Origin of the sequence: Pedobacter sp. UYP30 (assembly GCF_040547165.1) — a bacterium.
Classification (GTDB): domain Bacteria; phylum Bacteroidota; class Bacteroidia; order Sphingobacteriales; family Sphingobacteriaceae; genus Pedobacter.
The window spans coordinates 154,834-172,923 of sequence record NZ_JBEPPD010000007.1; the positions used below are offsets into that span (position 1 = coordinate 154,834).

The following is an 18,090-nucleotide window of genomic DNA, read 5'->3' on the forward strand; positions in this document are numbered from 1 at the left end:
TTCCTAACGTCATGACGCCAACAAAGATTCTTAAGTTAATCACATTGGCCCTTTTCGGGGAATGCCAAACTTAATTTTAAAAAGGCTAAAGGTTTCTAAATGTTTTTTTGCTTATCGCAGCAAACGAGTAAATTGCTTTCTCTGGCGATGCAGAAAGCCTAAAAATTCCATTTATCTATGTCCATATTTTTTGTTTCTTACAACAAAATGATTTTATTAAGCTTGGCAGAACGTATTTTTGTCTAAATTAAAATGAATGAGTACAGCTAAAGAGGTAGAAGAGCTATTGGCGGGAATGAACATTTCTGCAGAATTGTCTTTAATAGCACATAAAGTTTTAAACAATACGCGCATCAGTTTTGAGGACGGTGTATATCTTTTCGAACATGCAGAACTTGGGTTCTTAGGTATTCTTGCCAATTACATCCGCGAAAAAAAGCATGGCGATTTAACTTATTTTAATCGGAATTTCCATTTAGAACCTACAAATCTTTGCGTTTATGATTGTAAGTTTTGCTCTTATTCTCGCCTAATTAAGCAAAAAGAGGAGGGTTGGGAATTAACGATGGAGGAAATGTTGGACATTGTTAAAAAATACGACGATGAGCCTGTTACCGAAGTTCATATTGTTGGAGGAGTTTTGCCACAGTATGATGTTGCCTTTTATTCGGCGCTTTTTTCGGCCATAAAAAAACACCGTCCAAATCTGCATGTAAAAGCCCTAACTCCGGTAGAGTATCATTACATATTTAAAAAGGCAAAAATAGATTATGCCACAGGTATGAAATTGATGAAGGAAGCTGGTTTGGAATCGATGCCAGGTGGTGGAGCAGAAATTTTTCATCCAGAGGTTAGGCAGCAAATTGCCAAAGATAAATGTACTGGCGATCAGTGGTTGGATATTCATCGCGAATGGCATAAATTAGGCATGCGGAGCAACGCAACCATGCTTTATGGCCATATAGAAGAATTTTGGCATCGCGTAGATCATTTGGAAAAACTTAGGGCTTTACAAGACGAAACAGGTGGTTTTCAAACTTTTATTCCCTTAAAATTCAGAAATCAGAACAACCAAATGTCTAATGTTGCAGAGTCGTCTGTGATTGAAGATTTGAGGAATTTTGCCATTTCGCGCATTTATTTAGATAATTTCGACCATATAAAAGCCTATTGGGCAATGATAAGCCGAGAGACCGCGCAACTTTCTTTAAATTTTGGGGTAGACGATATAGACGGCACGTTGGATGATACCACCAAAATTTATTCGATGGCAGGTGCAGAAGAACAAACCCCTGCCATGAGCACCCAACAGTTGGTAGAATTGATTAGGAATGTTGGTCGCAAGCCAATTGAACGCGATACTTTGTATCACGTAGTAACCGACTATAGCGATGTGGTTTTTGAGGATGCAAAAAAGCAAAATGGTTACAAATTGCCGGTGGCGAGTAATATTTAGGGTTTGAGGTTGTGGCTTAAAGGTGATAGGTAATTAGGTGATGGGCGATAGGTTTTAGGTTTTTATTGATGAAAGAAATTTATATTATTCGCCACGGCGAAACGAACTTTAATAAAGAAGGTATTGTGCAAGGCAAAGGCATAGATGCCGATTTGAACGATACTGGCGAGAGACAAGCCGAGGCATTTTGGGAGTATTATAAAGATGTTCCTTTCGATAAAGTTTATACTTCTACCTTAAAACGAACTTGGCAAACGGTTAATAAGTTTATAAAAGCCGGCATAGATTGGGAAAAACTTTCGGGTTTAGATGAGCTGGACTGGGGGATTTGGGAAGGAAGAAAGAAAAACGAAGAATTGATTGGCGCTTTTAGATCGATGCTGCAAAGTTGGGAAAGTGGCGATTATACAAATCATTTTGAACATGGTGAAAGTGTACAAGACGTTTTCGATAGATTAGAAAAGCCGAAACATTTACTTGAGAAACGTACGAAGGAAAAGAAGGTGTTAGTCTGCATGCACGGTAGGTCTATGCGGGTTTTTCTTTGTTTGCTGACAGGCGCCCCGCTGTCTAAAATGTCTGATTTCCCCCATCAAAACACGGTGCTTTACAGGCTTAGTTATGAAGATGGAAAATTTAACATCATCGATTTTAGCGATACGAGGCATTTAGAAATACTGAAATAGTTTAAAGCGATTTTAAGAACAGAAAGTTACGAAATTTTGGAAAAGATTAAGATATCAGCGGTAGCTTATACCAATACAAAGCCATTTATTTATGGGTTAGAACACAGCCAAATCATCAATAAAATAGATTTAAGCCTAGATATTCCAGCAGATTGTGCAAAAAAACTAATAGATGGCACGGTAGATATAGGTTTGATACCTGTAGCGGCAATTCCTCTGGTGCCAAACGCTAATTTAGCGGCCGATTACTGCATTGGTAGCGATGGCGCGGTTAATTCAGTTTTTGTGTTTAGTCATAAACCTATTTATAGCATAGAAAACTTAAGGTTGGATCCTCAATCTAAAACATCTAACAACCTAGCAAAGATATTGTTAAGGTTTTATTGGAATAGAGATGTAGAGTTTTTAAGCGATGAGTCGATAGATGCTGATGCCATTGTTTTGATTGGCGATAGAACATTCGATGCAAAAAAAGATTATGAATTCGCGTACGATCTTGGTGAAGAATGGAAAAATTTTACCGGATTGCCTTTTATGTATGCGGCCTGGGTGGCCAATAAACAGATAGATGAGGCCTTTAAGGTAGAATTTAATAAGGCACTGCAATTTGGTTTAGATAACAGGGCGGCACTTTTGACAGAGCTTCCAGAAAACTTGTCTTTTAATCTTCGTGATTATTTAATGAACAAACTGCAATTTGAGGTTACCGAAGATCGTATGAAAGCGTTAAAATTGTTCCTCGGTTACATAGAAAAATTAGAAGCTACCTTGGTGTAGAATTCTTGTTTATGCCATTGCGCCATAGACTGGGTTCCAATCATGGGTTTATTTTGAAAGAAAAAGCTGAGACGAAAAAATAGCCTAGGATTTATATCCTAGGCTTAGATAAGTTCGATTCTGAATAATGGCTAATGTTCTTTTAATTTGCCTATCATGGTGGTTAATGCATTTTTCAATTTGCCAACAGCACCGTTTAATGCCTGATCATAACTGTTTCCAAAATCTGTAGCGGCCATTGGCTGTTTACCCTCTACCCGGCATTCTATTAAGCATTTTTTATCTTCTTGTCCTTCTTTGCTGCCATTTTCGTCTGATAAGTGTACCTCTAATCGAGTAATGTGTTCTGAGAATCTCTTAAGTTCATTTTCTAATTTTTCGCTCATTTGAGCTTCATAATCTGAATGGATGGTCAGATTTTTATCGGCATTTAATTGAATAGTCATACAGGTTAAATTTAGGTGAATGAATATACCTGTACAACAGGCAAAACTTTGCGTTGTTTTGTTTTTTATGTAAGATCTCTCATCTTGCTCTAAATCAAGGTGATTTATGATTTTAGGTTTACGAGTTACGATTGCCAAGCTCAACCTCGTCGTTTCCCCCGTTTTTCGTTTGGTCGTTTAGTCGTTTCGCTCAATCTCAGCCTTAGCCTCAACCTCATCGTTCCCTCCGTTTGTTGTTTAGTCGTTTCTCTCAACCTCAACCTCAACCTCAACCTTTTTTCTATTTTCCCACTAATCCTCTTATCTTTATGGCTTTTGGAACCTATAAAATTTTGGCAAAAGTAAAAGATAAAGAAACGCCCCTAATGAAACAGTACAACGCCATTAAGGTGAAGTATCCTGGGGCATTGTTGTTGTTTAGGGTGGGCGATTTTTACGAAACCTTTGGAGAAGATGCAGTTAAGACTTCTCAAATTTTGGGTATCGTGCTTACAAAGCGTGGCACTGGTCCAAATGGAGGCGCCCTAGAATTGGCTGGTTTCCCCCATCATTCTTTAGACAATTACTTGGCTAAATTAGTTAGGGCGGGTCAACGGGTGGCGATATGCGATCAATTGGAGGATCCAAAAACTACCAAGACTATTGTAAAGCGGGGCGTTACCGAACTTGTTACACCCGGCGTAGCGTATGGTGATAATGTGCTTAATCAGAAATCTAACAATTATCTCGCCGCAGTTTATTTTGATAAGGCACACATTGGAGTTTCTTTTTTAGACATCTCTACCGGTGAATTTTTATTATCACAAGGCAATGCGGACTATGTAGATAAATTGTTGCAAAGCTTTAAACCTACCGAGGTTATTTTTCAAAAATCTAAGAGACAGCAATTTACAGAGCAGTTTGGAGATCGTTTTTATACCTTCGGACTCGATGAATGGCCTTTTACCAATGATTTTGCGATAGAAACACTCACCAAACATTTCGAGGTCGTCTCGCTTAAAGGTTTTGGCGTAGAGCGGATGCAAAGCGGTGTTGTGGCAGCTGGCGTTGTGTTACATTATCTTGGCGAAACAGAGCATAGAAATTTACAACACATTACTTCCATTAGCCGAATAGAGCAAGATAGCTTTATGTGGATGGACAGGTTTACGATTAGGAATTTAGAGCTGATCGGTTCGAACAACGATAATGCCGTTACACTCTTTGACGTGTTAGATCATACCGCTACACCTATGGGCGCTCGCTTGCTGCAAAAGTGGATTGTAATGCCCTTAAAGGAATTAAAGCCCATTGAGGAGCGTTTAGGTATGGTAGATTTTTTTGTGCAGAACGAAGAATTAAAGCAAGAATTTTTAACACATGTTAAGCCTATCGGCGATTTAGAAAGACTGATTTCTAAGGTTGGCCTTCAACGTGTTGGTCCACGAGAAATGAGCGCATTGCAGCGCGCTCTAAAAAATATCGAATTACTAAAAAAGCTTTCTGCCTCTACCGGTAATTCTTTTTTAATAAAAGTTGGCGATCAGTTAAACCCTTGTTCTGCCATTAGAGAACGGATAGAAAGAGAGTTGCAAGAAGATCCGCCAGCCCTGTTATATAAAGGAAATGTAATAGCCGATGGCGTGGATGAAGAATTAGATCGACTGAGAAAAATAGCCTTTGGCGGAAAGGATTTTTTGGTTCAAATACAAAAACGAGAAGCCGAGAATACTGGTATTCCTTCGCTAAAAATTGCTTTTAACAATGTATTTGGGTACTATTTAGAGGTTACGCATACGCATAAAGATAAGGTGCCGACAGAGTGGATTAGAAAACAAACCTTGGTTAACGCAGAGCGATACATTACGCCAGAGTTGAAAGAATATGAAGATCAAATTCTTGGCGCAGAAGAAAAGATATTGGCAATAGAAACCCGCTTGTACAATGAGTTGATGTACGAAACCGCAAGTTACATAAAGCCCATTCAGTTAAACGCCCAGTTAGTTGCCCAATTAGATTGTTTACTTTGCTTCGCAGCCTTGGCAAAAGTAAACCACTATAGCAAGCCAAATATGTCTAAAACGAAAGTGTTGGAGATAAAAGGCGGTAGGCATCCTGTTATAGAAAAGCAATTGCCTATCGGCGAAGAATACATTACCAATGATGTTTATTTAGATACAGATTCGCAGCAGATCATTATGATTACCGGGCCAAATATGGCAGGTAAATCGGCTATTTTAAGGCAGACGGCGTTGATTGTGTTGATGGCTCAAATGGGTTGTTTTGTTCCGGCCAAGGAAGCAAATATTGGTTTGGTAGATAAAATTTTTACGCGTGTTGGTGCTTCAGATAATATTTCTTCTGGCGAAAGTACGTTTATGGTAGAAATGAATGAAACAGCCAGTATCTTAAACAACATTAGTGATGACAGTTTAATTTTGCTTGATGAGATAGGGCGGGGCACTAGTACTTATGATGGAATCTCTATTGCGTGGGCCATTGCAGAGTTTTTGCATCAACACCCAACTGCGCGGCCTAAAACCTTGTTTGCCACACATTACCATGAGTTGAATGAATTGGCTAACACCATGCCACGCATTAAAAATTTTAATGTGCTGGTAAAGGAGCTTACCAATAAGGTAATATTTTTACGTAAATTGGTTCCAGGCGGTAGCGAGCACAGTTTTGGAATTCATGTGGCAAAACTTGCCGGCATGCCCCAAAAGCTCATCGCGAGAGCAAATGAAATATTAAAAAAACTAGAGATAGATAGAACCGAAGGTCAAAGTATTAAAGACAGTATAAAGAAAGTTCAGAATCAGGCCTATCAATTGCAGATGTTTGCCATAGACGATCCGGTGTTGGTTAAGATTAGAGATAACCTGAATAATTTAGATGTAAATGCGTTAACGCCTGTAGAAGCATTGTTAAAGTTAGACGAGATACAAAGACTGATAAAAAATTGATTTTCAGTTTTTTTTATAGATTTAGTTGAATTGATAAAAAGAAGTATGGCCAAATTACATAAACACAGTGTTTATCTTTTTTACCTTATTGGAGTAGTTTTGTTTTTTTCCTCTTGCGGTACCAGAAAATATACCGTAAAACCCGCAGAAAGAGCTTCGGGGGCTGCCGATGCCATGGCCAATTTACACAGTAAAAATTTGTATAAGTTTATTACAGATTGGGCCGGTGTAAGGTATAAATTTGGCGGATCGGATAAAAATGGGATAGATTGTTCTGGCTTTGCGTTATTGTTAGAAAAGCAGATTTATGGGGTAGATTTGCCGAGAGTTTCTAAAGATCAAGCCTCGGTTGCGAAAAGAAAAAATCCAGACAGGTTGGAAGAAGGCGACCTCATTTTTTTCGCTTTCGGCGGAGGCAGGGTTGATCATGTTGGCGTTTACCTAAACAATGGTTACTTTGTGCACGCAAGCACTAGTAGAGGTGTAATTGTAGATGATTTGAATTTGCCTGTTTACCAAAATGCAATGGTGAAGACCGGATCGGCGAGGTAGGCTTAGGGTATAGGATATACGGTTGGAGGATGAAAACTAAAAATCCAAGGTAAAAGACCAAAGGCTGTATGCAACAGCGACAAGATATAAGCCGCAACTCTTAACAACTTACCGACTCAACAGCTAACCGTCTAACAAATAACCATTAACAACTAATCATTAACACTAACCATCCGTTCCTTCCTTTACTTCAACCGCTTTTTTTCTGCGAAATCTCGGGAAAGTCATTGGGCTTTTTGTTGGCCTTTCGTCTCCCAGTAAAACGCCCCATTGTTTAAACATTTCAGTTCTATCGAAAATGATTTTTAACACTGCAATAATCGGCAATGCCAGAAACATTCCCGCCACCCCTGCAACGCTCCCGCCGATAAATACACCCAGAATTGCAAATAAGGCGTTGATTTTAACTTTCGAACCGACAATTCTCGGCATCAAAATGTTGTTGTCCAAGAATTGTACAAAGGCAATAACCGCCAAAACTTCTACTACAGGAAACATTTGTTGAGAAGAAGCGAGCGTAAGCAATACTCCAATTAAATTGCCTATCAAAGCGCCCACATAAGGGATAAGATTTAGAAAAGCAAAGATTACTCCAATTAACAAAGCATGCTTTATTCCGAGGAGCAATAAAATTCCACCCAATAATACCGTCATATAACTGATCTGGATTAATAAGCCACCTAAATAGCTTTTAATCATTGATTCCGTTTGATAAATGGCATCTTTAACCTTTGGATGATGTTCTGACTGGAACCACATAAAGGCAAACCGAAGCAAAATATCTTTATAGAACAGCATTAGGTAGATGTAGATGGGCAATAAGCCGATAAATACAAAAATGCCACTTAAGGTAAGGGCAAAACCACCGGCCAACTTTGTGCCCATGTTTAACAGATCCTTACTTTTATCGTCTATAAAATTCATCTGCTCACTTGTGCTGTAAGGCGTAATATGACTGATCCAAGTACTCAGCGCTTTTAAATGTTCTGCAACATTCTTTTTTATCTGCGGGAAATCATTAACCAAAGAGCCAATCTGATTAGAAAAAAACCAAACTACCAAGGCTACAAAAAACGCGACTACCAAAATAGGCAGGACGATGGCCAAAGTTTCTGGAAATTTTTTCCTTTTCAAAAACCTGTAAATGGGCAAAAGCATAATGGTAACAAAAAATGCCATCAAAACAGGCATAATAATGTCTCTGCCAATAACTACAACAGCCACAATGGCCATTAAACCTAATAATTCTATGGATCTTTTTACGGTTAGGGGAAGGTTGCTATTCATAAAGGCAATTTATCTGGTTTTTTGGACTTTAAGCACATCCAATAAATAAAAGTTTTAAGATAAGTATTTCTCTCGATAATCTGAGCTGCTAATCGTAAATATAGAAAGAGTCTTGCATACTCAACTTCATTGTAAATTCATAATTCTACACGTATTTCGCATAAAATTTATAAGACGAGTTGAAATCAGTAGATATTTTTATAAGTATTTGATTGATAATTTGTTAAATATTATTAGAGTTTAGTTTAAAAAACGTTAAAATAGAAACGCTATCCAAAAAATGAAATTAAACATTATATACCTGGGTTTGGGTGCTTTGATTTATGTAACGGGGTGTACATCAAAAAAAGAAGAAAAAGCAGAAGTAGAAATTTATACGGTTACCTCGCCTGTAAAAATGGATACCTCATTTACTAAAGAATATGTCGCACAGATAAAAGCTTTAAGAAATATAGAAATTAGGGCACAAGAGAAAGGGTATCTGCAAAATATCTATGTAAACGAGGGTCAGCAGGTAAAGGCAGGGCAGTTGTTGTTTAAGATTATGCCAAAAGAATTTGAGGCAGAAGTTTCTAAAGCTAAAGCAGAAGCAAAATCTGCAGAGATAGATGTTGAAAACACCAAGCTGCTTACCGATAAAAAAGTGGTTGCGCCGAACGAGCTTGCCATGGCAAAATCTAAATTAGATGAGGCCAACGCAGAAACTTCACTTGCAAAACTACATTTGTCATTCACCGAAATAAGAGCGCCATTCGCTGGCACAATAGATCGTATCCCGTTGAAAGTTGGTAGTTTGGTAGATGAAGGTGCTTTGCTTACCAACTTGTCTGACAATGGGCAAGTATTTGCTTATTTTAATGTGTCAGAACCAGAATATCTAAATTACGAAAGCACAATAAAGGCAAAGGCGCCGCAAGAAGTAAATTTAAAATTGGCCAACAACACCATGCTTAAAGCCAAGGGAAAAGTGGAGACCGTTGAAAGCGAATTTAACGGCGAAACCGGAAACATTGCCTTCAAAGCAATATTTGCAAATCCCGATCATTTATTACGTAACGGTGAAACAGGTAATATAGAAATGCTTGTGCCACTTAAAAACGTGTTGATTATTCCACAGAAATCAACTTATGCCATCCAAGATAAAATTTTTGTTTTTGTAGTAGATAATAGAAATATTGTGCATGCGCGCGCTATTACCATAGCAGAGGAATTGCCAGATTTATATGTAGTTGCGAGCGGTTTGAAGACCACTGACAAGATTTTGTTAGATGGCGTTCAAAATGTAAAGGATGGGGACAAGGTAAGTTACAAATTTCAAAAACCAGAGGAAGCGCTAAAGCAGTTAAGCGTAGCGGCCGAATAATTTTAATCTAATACGCTATATGTTCGGTAAATTTATCCAAAGGCCAGTTCTGGCCATCGTTGTTTCCCTTGTTATTGTGTTTCTCGGTGCGTTGGCAGTGTCATCTCTGCCCGTTACTCAGTTTCCTTCCATTTCGCCACCCAAAGTGAATGTCACAGCAGATTATCCAGCTGCTAATAATGAATTGCTTATAAAATCCATTGTCATTCCATTGGAGCAGGCATTAAACGGTGTTCCTGGAATGAAGTATATTGAATCTGATGCGGGAAACGATGGAGAAGCAAACATCCAAGTTGTTTTTAACCTCGGTACAGATCCTAATCAAGATGCAATAAACGTACAGAATAGAGTGTCTGCTGTAACGAATAAGCTCCCGCCAGAAGTTATCCGCGAAGGCGTAAAGATAAGTCGAGAAGAGTCTAATATGTTAATGTACATAAACTTGTACAGCACAGACCCCAAAATGAATGAGAACTTTCTCTATAATTTTGCTGACATCAATCTGCTAAATGAAATTAAAAGGGTAAATGGTGTTGGCTTTGCAGATATTTTAGGTAATAGAGATTACGCCATGCGCATTTGGTTAAAGCCAGACCGTATGCAGGCTTATAATATTTCTGTGGATGAGGTAATGAGTTCGCTGGAGCAACAAAGTATAGAAGCTTCGCCGGGTAAAACTGGTGAAAGCTCCGGTAGACGTTCGCAGGCATTTGAGTACATTTTAAAGTATCCCGGTAGGTACACCACCAAAGAACAATACGAAAATGTAGTAGTCCGTGCCAATCCAAATGGTGAAATGTTGAGGATTAAGGATATTGCCGATGTACAATTTAGCAGTTCTTTGTATGATTTATACTCTAATCTAAACGGAAAACCCTCTGCAGCGATTGTTTTAAAACAATCTTATGGAAGTAATGCGAGCGAGGTAATTAAGGAAGTAAAAGCCAAAATGGCTCAAATTCAAGCGAGTTCTTTTCCGAAAGGGATGCATTACGACATCAGTTATGATGTTTCCAAGTTTTTAGATGCATCTATCGAGAAAGTAATCCACACGTTGATTGAAGCTTTTATTTTGGTAGGATTGGTTGTCTTCCTTTTCCTTGGCGATTGGCGCTCTACCATTATTCCTGCGATAGCGGTGCCAGTATCGCTGGTTGGAACATTTGTATTCATGCAGCTGTTCGGTATCACCTTTAACCTTATAACGTTATTTGCGCTGGTGTTGGCCATTGGTATTGTGGTGGATGATGCTATTGTCGTCATCGAGGCGGTACATGCCAAGATGGAAAAAGACAGGCGACTCTCTGTACTGAGAGCCACACAACTCGCCATGAAAGAAATTAGCGGTGCCATCATCGCCATTACCTTCTTGATGGCCTCCGTGTTCATTCCGGTAACTTTTATGTCTGGCCCGGTCGGTATTTTTTATCGTCAGTTTTCCATCACTATCGCAACGGCAATTATTCTTTCTGGTATTGTCGCATTAACGCTTACGCCTGCGCTTTGTGCAATGATGTTGAAAAATAATCATGGTAAGCCTAAAAAGCAAAATGTAGTAGATAAATTCCTAAATTCATTTAATCGTGGTTTTTTCAAACTTTCTGGAAAATATGAAAGGGTATTGAGCAAAGCGATAAGTAGACGGATACTTACTTTTGGTCTGCTCATTGCTTTCTGTGGCGGTATTTGGGTGTTAAATAAAACTGTTCCATCCGGTTTTATTCCAAATGAAGACCAAGGAATGATTTATGCGATTGTATTAACGCCACCGGGTTCTACCATAGAACGCACCAATCAGGCGGCCCTTCAGCTTCAACGAATAGCTCAAAAAATAGATGGTGTAAAATCAGTATCTACACTATCTGGCTATGAAATTCTTACAGAGGGTACTGGTTCTAACTCAGGCAGCTGTTTAATAAATCTTAAAGATTGGAGCGAGCGGAAACACTCTGCACAAGAAATAATAGACGAACTAGAGCAGAAAGCAAAAGAAGTTCCCGGTGCTTCCATCGAGTTTTTTCAGCCACCAGCGGTTCCCGGTTACGGTGCGGCTGGGGGTTTCGAATTGCGGCTGGTAGATAAGTTAGGTACTGGAGATTATAAGAAAATGGAAACGGTAAGCAAAGACTTTGTAAAGGTGTTGAACCAACAAAAGCAGCTTTCTTCGGTATTTACTTTTTACAACGCAAGTTTTCCGCAATACCTACTGCATATTGATAATGATGTTGCGCAACAGAAAGGTATAAATATTGATAACGCCATGAATACGCTATCTACACTTGTAGGTAGTGATTACGAAACAAGTTTTATAAAATTCGATCGACAATATAAAGTAGTCGTTCAAGCCTTGCCGCAGTATAGGGCGCTGCCAGAAGACATTCTAAAACTTTCTGTAAAAAACAGTCGGGATCAAATGGTTCCATTTTCTGATTTTATGACGATGGAAAAGACTTATGGTCCTTCAGAAATTACCCGACATAATTTATACAATTCCTCAGAAATTACAGGAGAGGCAGCACCTGGTTATAGCTCTGGAGAAGCCATCGATGCCATCACGCAAGTTGCAAATAAATCGTTGCCAAGGGGATTCGGAATAGAGTGGGCAGGGATTTCTCAAGACGAAGTTTCTAGAGGAAATGAAGCCATCTACATCTTTTTAATATGTTTGGGATTTGTGTACTTAGTGCTTGCCGCGCAGTATGAAAGTTTTATTCTCCCCTTGTCTGTCATTCTTTCGTTACCAGCAGGTATTTTTGGCGCTTTTCTATTCTTAAAGTTAACAGGATTAGAGAATAACATTTACGCACAAGTATCTATGATAATGTTGATCGGTTTGCTCGGCAAAAACGCAGTATTGATTGTGGAATTTGCAACACAACGGCACAGCGAGGGGGCAACGGTGCTTAAAGCCGCAATGGAAGGTGCAAGCATTCGTTTTAGACCAATTTTAATGACCTCTTTTGCTTTTATCGCTGGATTAATTCCGCTAATTATTGCTACTGGCCCGGGACAAATTGGAAATAGAACCATTGGCTCCGCAGCTGCTGGTGGAATGATATTTGGAACTTTTTTTGGGGTAATTTTAGTGCCAGGCTTATACTTTGTTTTTGGTTCTATCGCAGCAAAGCATAAATTAAATAAGATAGAAGAAGAACATCCATTAACAGAAGAAATAGAAGATAATGTATAAAAATAACATCAAAATAATTTCTTTACTATTTTTTTGTGCGATTTATTCTGCCTGTAAAATTCCACAATTGGCACATCGCAATGAAAATAGGATTGTGCCTAAAAATTTCGGCAATACAGCAGATACGTCGAGCATAAAATTGATGCCTTGGCGGAGCTTTTTCACTGATCAGAAATTGGTAGATTTAATTGATACAGCACTTAAAAATAATCAGGATCTTAACGTTACGCTGCAAGACATAGAAATTGCTAAGAATGACATACGCGCTAGAAAAGGTGATTTATTGCCAACAGTTGGTTACATTGTGAGTGCAACGGTAGAAAAAGTAGGGAGATTTACCAGTCAAGGCGCCGGTGATGCTTCTGCAGATATTACGCCTGGCAATGGTGTTCCATCCCTTTTGCCTGATTATAATTTTGGTCTTCAAGCAAATTGGGAAGTAGATGTGTGGCATAAATTACGCAATGCAAAACAGGCAGCGGTAACCCGATATCTTTCGTCGGTTGCTGGAAAGAATTTTGTGGTGACGAACTTGGTTGCGGAATTAGCAAACAATTATTATGAGCTGTTAGCAGAAGACAATCAGCTTGAAATTGTTAAGCAAAATATCAGGCTGCAGAGTAATGCTTTAGAATTGATGAAAATACAGATGCAGGCTACGAGAGTAACGGCCTTGGCGGTAAAGCAATTTGAAGCACAAGTACTTGGTTCTAAAAGCTTGCAATTCGACATTCTACAAAACATTACCGAAACAGAAAATAAGATTAACTTTTTGCTTGGGCGTTTTCCTCAGCATATTGCTAGAGATAAAGATGCGTTTTCGGTCTTACTTCCAGCCGTAGTTCAGACTGGCATTCCGGCGCAATTATTAAGTAATCGTCCGGACATAATGCAGGCAGAATATGATCTTGCCGCATCCAAGTTAGATGTAAAAGTTGCTAGAACCGCGTTCTATCCTTCGTTAAATATCTCTGCCGGAATAGGATATCAGGCATTTAACCCGAAATATTTAATACGGACGCCAGAATCTCTGTTATATACCTTAGCAGGAGATTTAGCTGGTCCGCTGATAAATCGTAATGCAATAAAAGCAGATTACCTAACAGCAAATGCCAAACAGCTACAAGCGGTTTTTAATTACGAGCGTACCGTATTGAACGGTTACATCGAAGTAGCAAATCAAGTATCTAACATCAGCAACTTGCAAAAAAGTTACGACCTCAAGTCGCAGCAAGTAACCGCATTAACACAGTCCATAGAAATTTCTAACGACCTGTTTAAATCTTCGAGAGCAGATTATTTTGAAGTGTTAATGGCCCAAAGAGATGCCTTACAATCGAAATTAGACCTCATCGATACCAAAAAAGCACAGTTGAATGCAGTGGTAAGTATTTACCAAGCCTTGGGTGGAGGCTGGAATTGAGTTGTAAGTTACAGGTTTTAGGTTATAAGTTGTCTTAGATTTTTCTTTCCGCTTCAGCTTTGAGCTTTAGGCTTTATCCTTTCAGCTTTAACTTTAAGCTTTTTTTGGGCGGCTGTATCTGGCTGTTCAGGGGCATCGTTAAGTTTTTGAAGAAAGGAAAACTTTACCCTCACTGCGTTCGGCCCTTACCATCCAGGCCGCTAGCGAGCGCCTTGAGAGTATCAAGTATCAAGTATCAAGTATTCAGTATCAAGTATCAAGATTGACGGGCAACCGGCTTCAAGATTTAACAACTAGTCTATTCAGCGATTAAACAAGTTCACAAATAACTCTACCCTCTAACCATTAACCATCAAAACTCTGTTTCCGCTTTCCGACCTCTAACTTGCGACTTGATTTTTGTAGTTTTGCACCAAGTACAACACACATGAATAATCAAGATACCATCATAGCATTATCCACACCACAAGGTGCTGGCGCCATTGGCGTGATCCGCTTATCTGGACTAGATGCCGTTGCGCTTTGCAATGGCGTTTTTGCGGGAAAAGATCTTCGTAAACAAGAGTCTCATACCTTGCATTTTGGTTTGATAAAAGATGGAGAACAAATTGTAGATGAAGTAGTTGTGGGGTTGTTTATTGCGCCAAAATCCTATACCAAAGAAAATGTGGTAGAAATTTCTTGTCATGGTTCTAACTACATCATTCAACAAATCATCAACCTGCTTATTAGTAAGGGAGCAAGGGCAGCCCAGCCTGGAGAGTTTACTTTACGTGCTTTTATAAATGGGGCGCTTGATCTAAGTCAGGCAGAAGCAGTTGCAGACCTAATCGCCTCTAATTCTAAGGCGTCGCATGATGTGGCGATGCAGCAAATGCGTGGTGGTTTTGCAGAAGAACTGAAGGCTTTACGCCAACAATTAATTCATTTTGCCTCGATGATAGAGCTAGAGCTAGATTTTGCCGAAGAAGAAGTAGAGTTTGCCAATAGAGCTGATTTGAAGAGATTAGTCTTGCGTCTCATGTCTCACATCTCAAATCTAATTTCTTCCTTCGACCTTGGTAATGTGCTTAAAAACGGCGTTCCGGTAGTAATTGCTGGCAAGCCAAATGTAGGCAAATCTACTTTACTCAATGCGCTGCTAAACGAGGAGCGAGCCATTGTATCGGCCATTGCAGGTACCACCCGCGATACCATTGAAGACGAACTTACTATTGGTGGCGTGGTATTTAGATTTATAGATACGGCAGGAATTAGAGAGACCGCCGATGTAATCGAAACTTTGGGCGTAGAGCGCACCCTAGAAAAGATGAAAAATGCTCGGCTGATTATTTATATGGCCGACGCTTCACAAAGCTTGGCAGAGCTAGAAGAACAGATTGTAGGCTTAGAGAAACTAGAAATCCCTTACCTCATCCTCATTAACAAAGCAGACTTGCTTTCTCCGCAACAGCGGGATGAATTTGCCAAGCTAAACCCAAGTTTTCTAGTTGCTAAAGACAAGATTGGTATCGACGAACTAAAAGATATTTTGTTGGAAAAAGTGCAGCTAAAAAACTTGAATACCAATGAAACCATGGTAACCAACATTCGCCATGTGGCCGCCTTGCGCAAAACCCAAGAATCTTTAGAGCGGGTTTTGACCAATATAGATAACCCAGTGACGTCAGATTTTTTGGCAATGGATATTAAACAAGCCTTACATTACCTCGGCGAAATTACCGGAACCGTAACCACCGATGATTTGCTGGAAAATATATTTACGAAGTTTTGTATTGGAAAGTAAGTAGGCTTTTGTTTGATTATAAGTAGCTGTTATGGCGCTTTAATCGATAGTAGTAACTAAAGTAGGAATTTTTAATTTTTTGATATTTCTTTTAATAATCTATTTAGATATATTCTTGATTTCATCTTTTATACCTTAATGGGTATAATATGTATCAGGTACTAATTATTTATACCCGATAAGATATAATTTGAATATTTTTACTATATTTATATCCGAAAAGGTATAATGATGAGTACATTAATAAGCTTTGTGAAGAGAAAACGTAAAGAATTGGGCTTGACCCAGGAAGATTTAGCGTTAAATGCAGGTGTTGGTTTGCGTTTTATTCGTGACCTAGAACAAGGTAAAAAAACGCTTCGCTTGGATAAAGTGAACGATGTCTTGGCTTTGTTCGGAAAAGAAGTTGGAGTCATTGATAAATCTGCTGAATAATGGATCGTCAAGCAAAAATATTTTATGAAGATAAATTGGCAGGCTATTTATCAGAGACCGATAATGGATATTCATTTCATTATGATACAGTTTACTTACAAGCCGATCAAGCTAAGCCAATAAGTTTAACAATGCCTTTGGCCAAGGATGCTTTCCGCAGTAAAGTTCTATTTCCTTTTTTTGATGGATTAATACCTGAAGGTTGGCTACTTGATATTGGTGAAAAGTATTGGAAATTGAATCCGCGTGATCGTTTTGAATTGTTAATTAATTTGTGTCGAGATACGATAGGTGCAGTTTCTGTACATCCGATGGAGGCGGAACATAATGGCTAATTGTTTATTTTGTTATCAAGCAGTTGAAGCAGGAGAATATCATACAAACTGTTCAAAGAAGTTTTTTGGAACTAGTCACGTCCCGAAATTAGAATTAAGTCAGGAAAAACTTAATCAATTGGCTCTAATCACGGTTAATAAGAGATTAGCGGTAACAGGTGTGCAACCAAAACTATCATTAAGTCTGGAAGGATCGAAAACGGAAAGACGATTAACATTAGTAGGATTGTGGGGAGATTATATTTTGAAGCCTCAATCTACTGAATTTCCTTTAATGCCCGAAGTGGAAGATTTGACCATGCATCTTGCTGATTTATTTAAAATTACAACCGCTAAACATACATTAATACATACTTCTACCGGCGAATTGGCTTATATCACTAAGCGTTTTGATCGGTTAAAAGGAACTAAAATTCATGTAGAGGATCTATGTCAATTATCCGAATTAATGACGGAGCAGAAATATAAAAGCTCTTATGAACGCGTTGGTAAAATCATTAAGCAATTTACAACAAACTCTGGCTTAGATGTGATCAAATATTTTAGATTGGTCTTGTTTAGTCTTCTGACAGGGAACAACGATATGCACCTAAAAAACTTCTCCTTAATGCATACCCCAAAAGGTATTTTGTTTGCCCCAGCTTACGATTTACCGAATGTGAATCTTATCTTTCCAGAGGATCAGGAGGATTTAGCGTTGACTCTAGGGGGACGAAAACGTAAAATAAAGCGAGCTGATTTTCACCAGTTTGCTACTAGTTTAGGTATTGCCAATAAAGTGAGGGATAATTTATACGAAGATTTCCACAAACAGAAAGATCGAGTGGAAGAAATAATAGCGCGTAGCTTCCTAACGAAAGAATACAAGCTGAAATACGTTGAGATTTTCCAGCATAAAATGAAACAAATTGGATTCTAAGGATATGTTTATTGAATTACAAGTGTTTCTAAACAATGACAAAGATGCTGCCAATGCATTGATTTCTTAAGCCATTTAAAATAGACCTTACTAAACTTTTACGGATATTTTTTTGAGAATAACTATCGACAATAGCGACCAAATTAAACCGGTAAAGTGATCGTTCAACTTGGTTCATATAGGGTGCAAGAGTTTAAGCAATCGTGAAAGTACTATTAACATTAAGAAATTTTTATCCAATACGAAATTCGGTTCCGCTATTAAAGAGTTTTTTAATGTATTATCAAGATAAATAATCTCTTACGTTCTTGTAAAACCTCCTATAAAGAAAAAGGCAATTCTAATTGGAAAAACTTAAAGTCAAACACATATTTGACTGTTAACAAATATTAGGATTTCCTGAGAAAAAAAAGCCGATTTTTGTAAATGTTGTAGGTATATTATTTTTAAGACTAGCAATAAGTATTGGATCTGAAAAAGTAACCTAAAC

14 protein-coding genes are annotated in these 18,090 nt (G+C 38.5%); 12 read left to right on the plus strand and 2 right to left on the minus strand.

The features are described 5' to 3' along the window. Positions 1–256 precede the first annotated feature (256 nt). From mqnE to ABIB40_RS10305, 3 genes are all read left to right on the plus strand, one after another. Complete coding sequence (gene mqnE, locus ABIB40_RS10295; RefSeq protein WP_354358677.1) at positions 257–1,456, plus strand: aminofutalosine synthase MqnE; 1,200 nt, start codon at positions 257–259, stop codon at positions 1,454–1,456. Positions 1,457–1,524: 68 nt separating this feature from the next. Then, on the plus strand, positions 1,525–2,142 hold the full coding sequence (locus tag ABIB40_RS10300) for a histidine phosphatase family protein (RefSeq protein WP_354358679.1): 618 nt from the start codon (positions 1,525–1,527) through the stop codon (positions 2,140–2,142). A 36-nt stretch (positions 2,143–2,178) separates the two neighbouring features. After that, a complete protein-coding gene (locus ABIB40_RS10305; RefSeq protein WP_354358681.1) occupies positions 2,179–2,919 on the plus strand; it encodes a menaquinone biosynthetic enzyme MqnA/MqnD family protein in 741 nt (246 codons plus the stop codon). A 131-nt stretch (positions 2,920–3,050) separates the two neighbouring features. On the opposite strand, the gene ABIB40_RS10310 is transcribed toward ABIB40_RS10305, so the two are convergent. Then, a complete protein-coding gene (locus ABIB40_RS10310) occupies positions 3,051–3,365 on the minus strand; it encodes an HPF/RaiA family ribosome-associated protein (RefSeq protein WP_354358683.1) in 315 nt (104 codons plus the stop codon). 308 nt (positions 3,366–3,673) lie between these two features. Here ABIB40_RS10310 and mutS point away from each other — a divergent pair, with 308 nt between their 5' ends. Both mutS and ABIB40_RS10320 read left to right on the plus strand, forming a co-directional pair. Then, on the plus strand, positions 3,674–6,310 hold the full coding sequence (gene mutS / locus ABIB40_RS10315; RefSeq protein ID WP_354358685.1) for a DNA mismatch repair protein MutS: 2,637 nt from the start codon (positions 3,674–3,676) through the stop codon (positions 6,308–6,310). A gap of 45 nt (positions 6,311–6,355) precedes the next feature. After that, positions 6,356–6,862, plus strand: coding sequence for a C40 family peptidase (locus tag ABIB40_RS10320; RefSeq protein WP_354358687.1), 507 nt, complete (start codon positions 6,356–6,358; stop codon positions 6,860–6,862). 165 nt (positions 6,863–7,027) lie between these two features. Here ABIB40_RS10320 and ABIB40_RS10325 read toward each other — a convergent pair whose 3' ends face one another. Next, positions 7,028–8,149 carry an AI-2E family transporter gene (locus ABIB40_RS10325; protein ID WP_354358689.1) on the minus strand — a complete coding sequence of 374 codons (1,122 nt, stop codon included), beginning with the start codon at positions 8,147–8,149 and terminating at the stop codon, positions 7,028–7,030. A 280-nt stretch (positions 8,150–8,429) separates the two neighbouring features. Between ABIB40_RS10325 and ABIB40_RS10330 the strand changes: the two genes are divergently transcribed. From ABIB40_RS10330 to ABIB40_RS10360, 7 genes are all read left to right on the plus strand, one after another. Then, on the plus strand, positions 8,430–9,512 hold the full coding sequence (locus tag ABIB40_RS10330) for an efflux RND transporter periplasmic adaptor subunit (protein WP_354358691.1): 1,083 nt from the start codon (positions 8,430–8,432) through the stop codon (positions 9,510–9,512). 19 nt (positions 9,513–9,531) lie between these two features. Continuing rightward, positions 9,532–12,702, plus strand: coding sequence for an efflux RND transporter permease subunit (locus ABIB40_RS10335; RefSeq protein ID WP_354358693.1), 3,171 nt, complete (start codon positions 9,532–9,534; stop codon positions 12,700–12,702). Further along, a complete protein-coding gene (locus ABIB40_RS10340; protein ID WP_354358695.1) occupies positions 12,695–14,125 on the plus strand; it encodes a TolC family protein in 1,431 nt (476 codons plus the stop codon). Before ABIB40_RS10335 ends, ABIB40_RS10340 begins: the two co-directional genes overlap by 8 nt. A 427-nt stretch (positions 14,126–14,552) precedes the next feature. After that, positions 14,553–15,911 (plus strand): tRNA uridine-5-carboxymethylaminomethyl(34) synthesis GTPase MnmE, encoded by a 1,359-nt coding sequence (gene mnmE, locus ABIB40_RS10345; RefSeq protein WP_354358697.1) that lies wholly within the window; start codon positions 14,553–14,555, stop codon positions 15,909–15,911. Between the two features lie 228 nt (positions 15,912–16,139). Continuing rightward, positions 16,140–16,346 (plus strand): helix-turn-helix transcriptional regulator, encoded by a 207-nt coding sequence (locus ABIB40_RS10350; protein WP_502931058.1) that lies wholly within the window; start codon positions 16,140–16,142, stop codon positions 16,344–16,346. Then, positions 16,346–16,681 (plus strand): HipA N-terminal domain-containing protein, encoded by a 336-nt coding sequence (locus tag ABIB40_RS10355; protein WP_354358699.1) that lies wholly within the window; start codon positions 16,346–16,348, stop codon positions 16,679–16,681. The genes ABIB40_RS10350 and ABIB40_RS10355 overlap by 1 nt, the downstream gene beginning before the upstream one ends. Beyond that, entirely contained in the window at positions 16,674–17,600 is a 927-nt protein-coding gene (locus ABIB40_RS10360) for a HipA domain-containing protein (RefSeq protein WP_354358701.1), read from the plus strand. Before ABIB40_RS10355 ends, ABIB40_RS10360 begins: the two co-directional genes overlap by 8 nt. Positions 17,601–18,090: the final 490 nt, after the last annotated feature.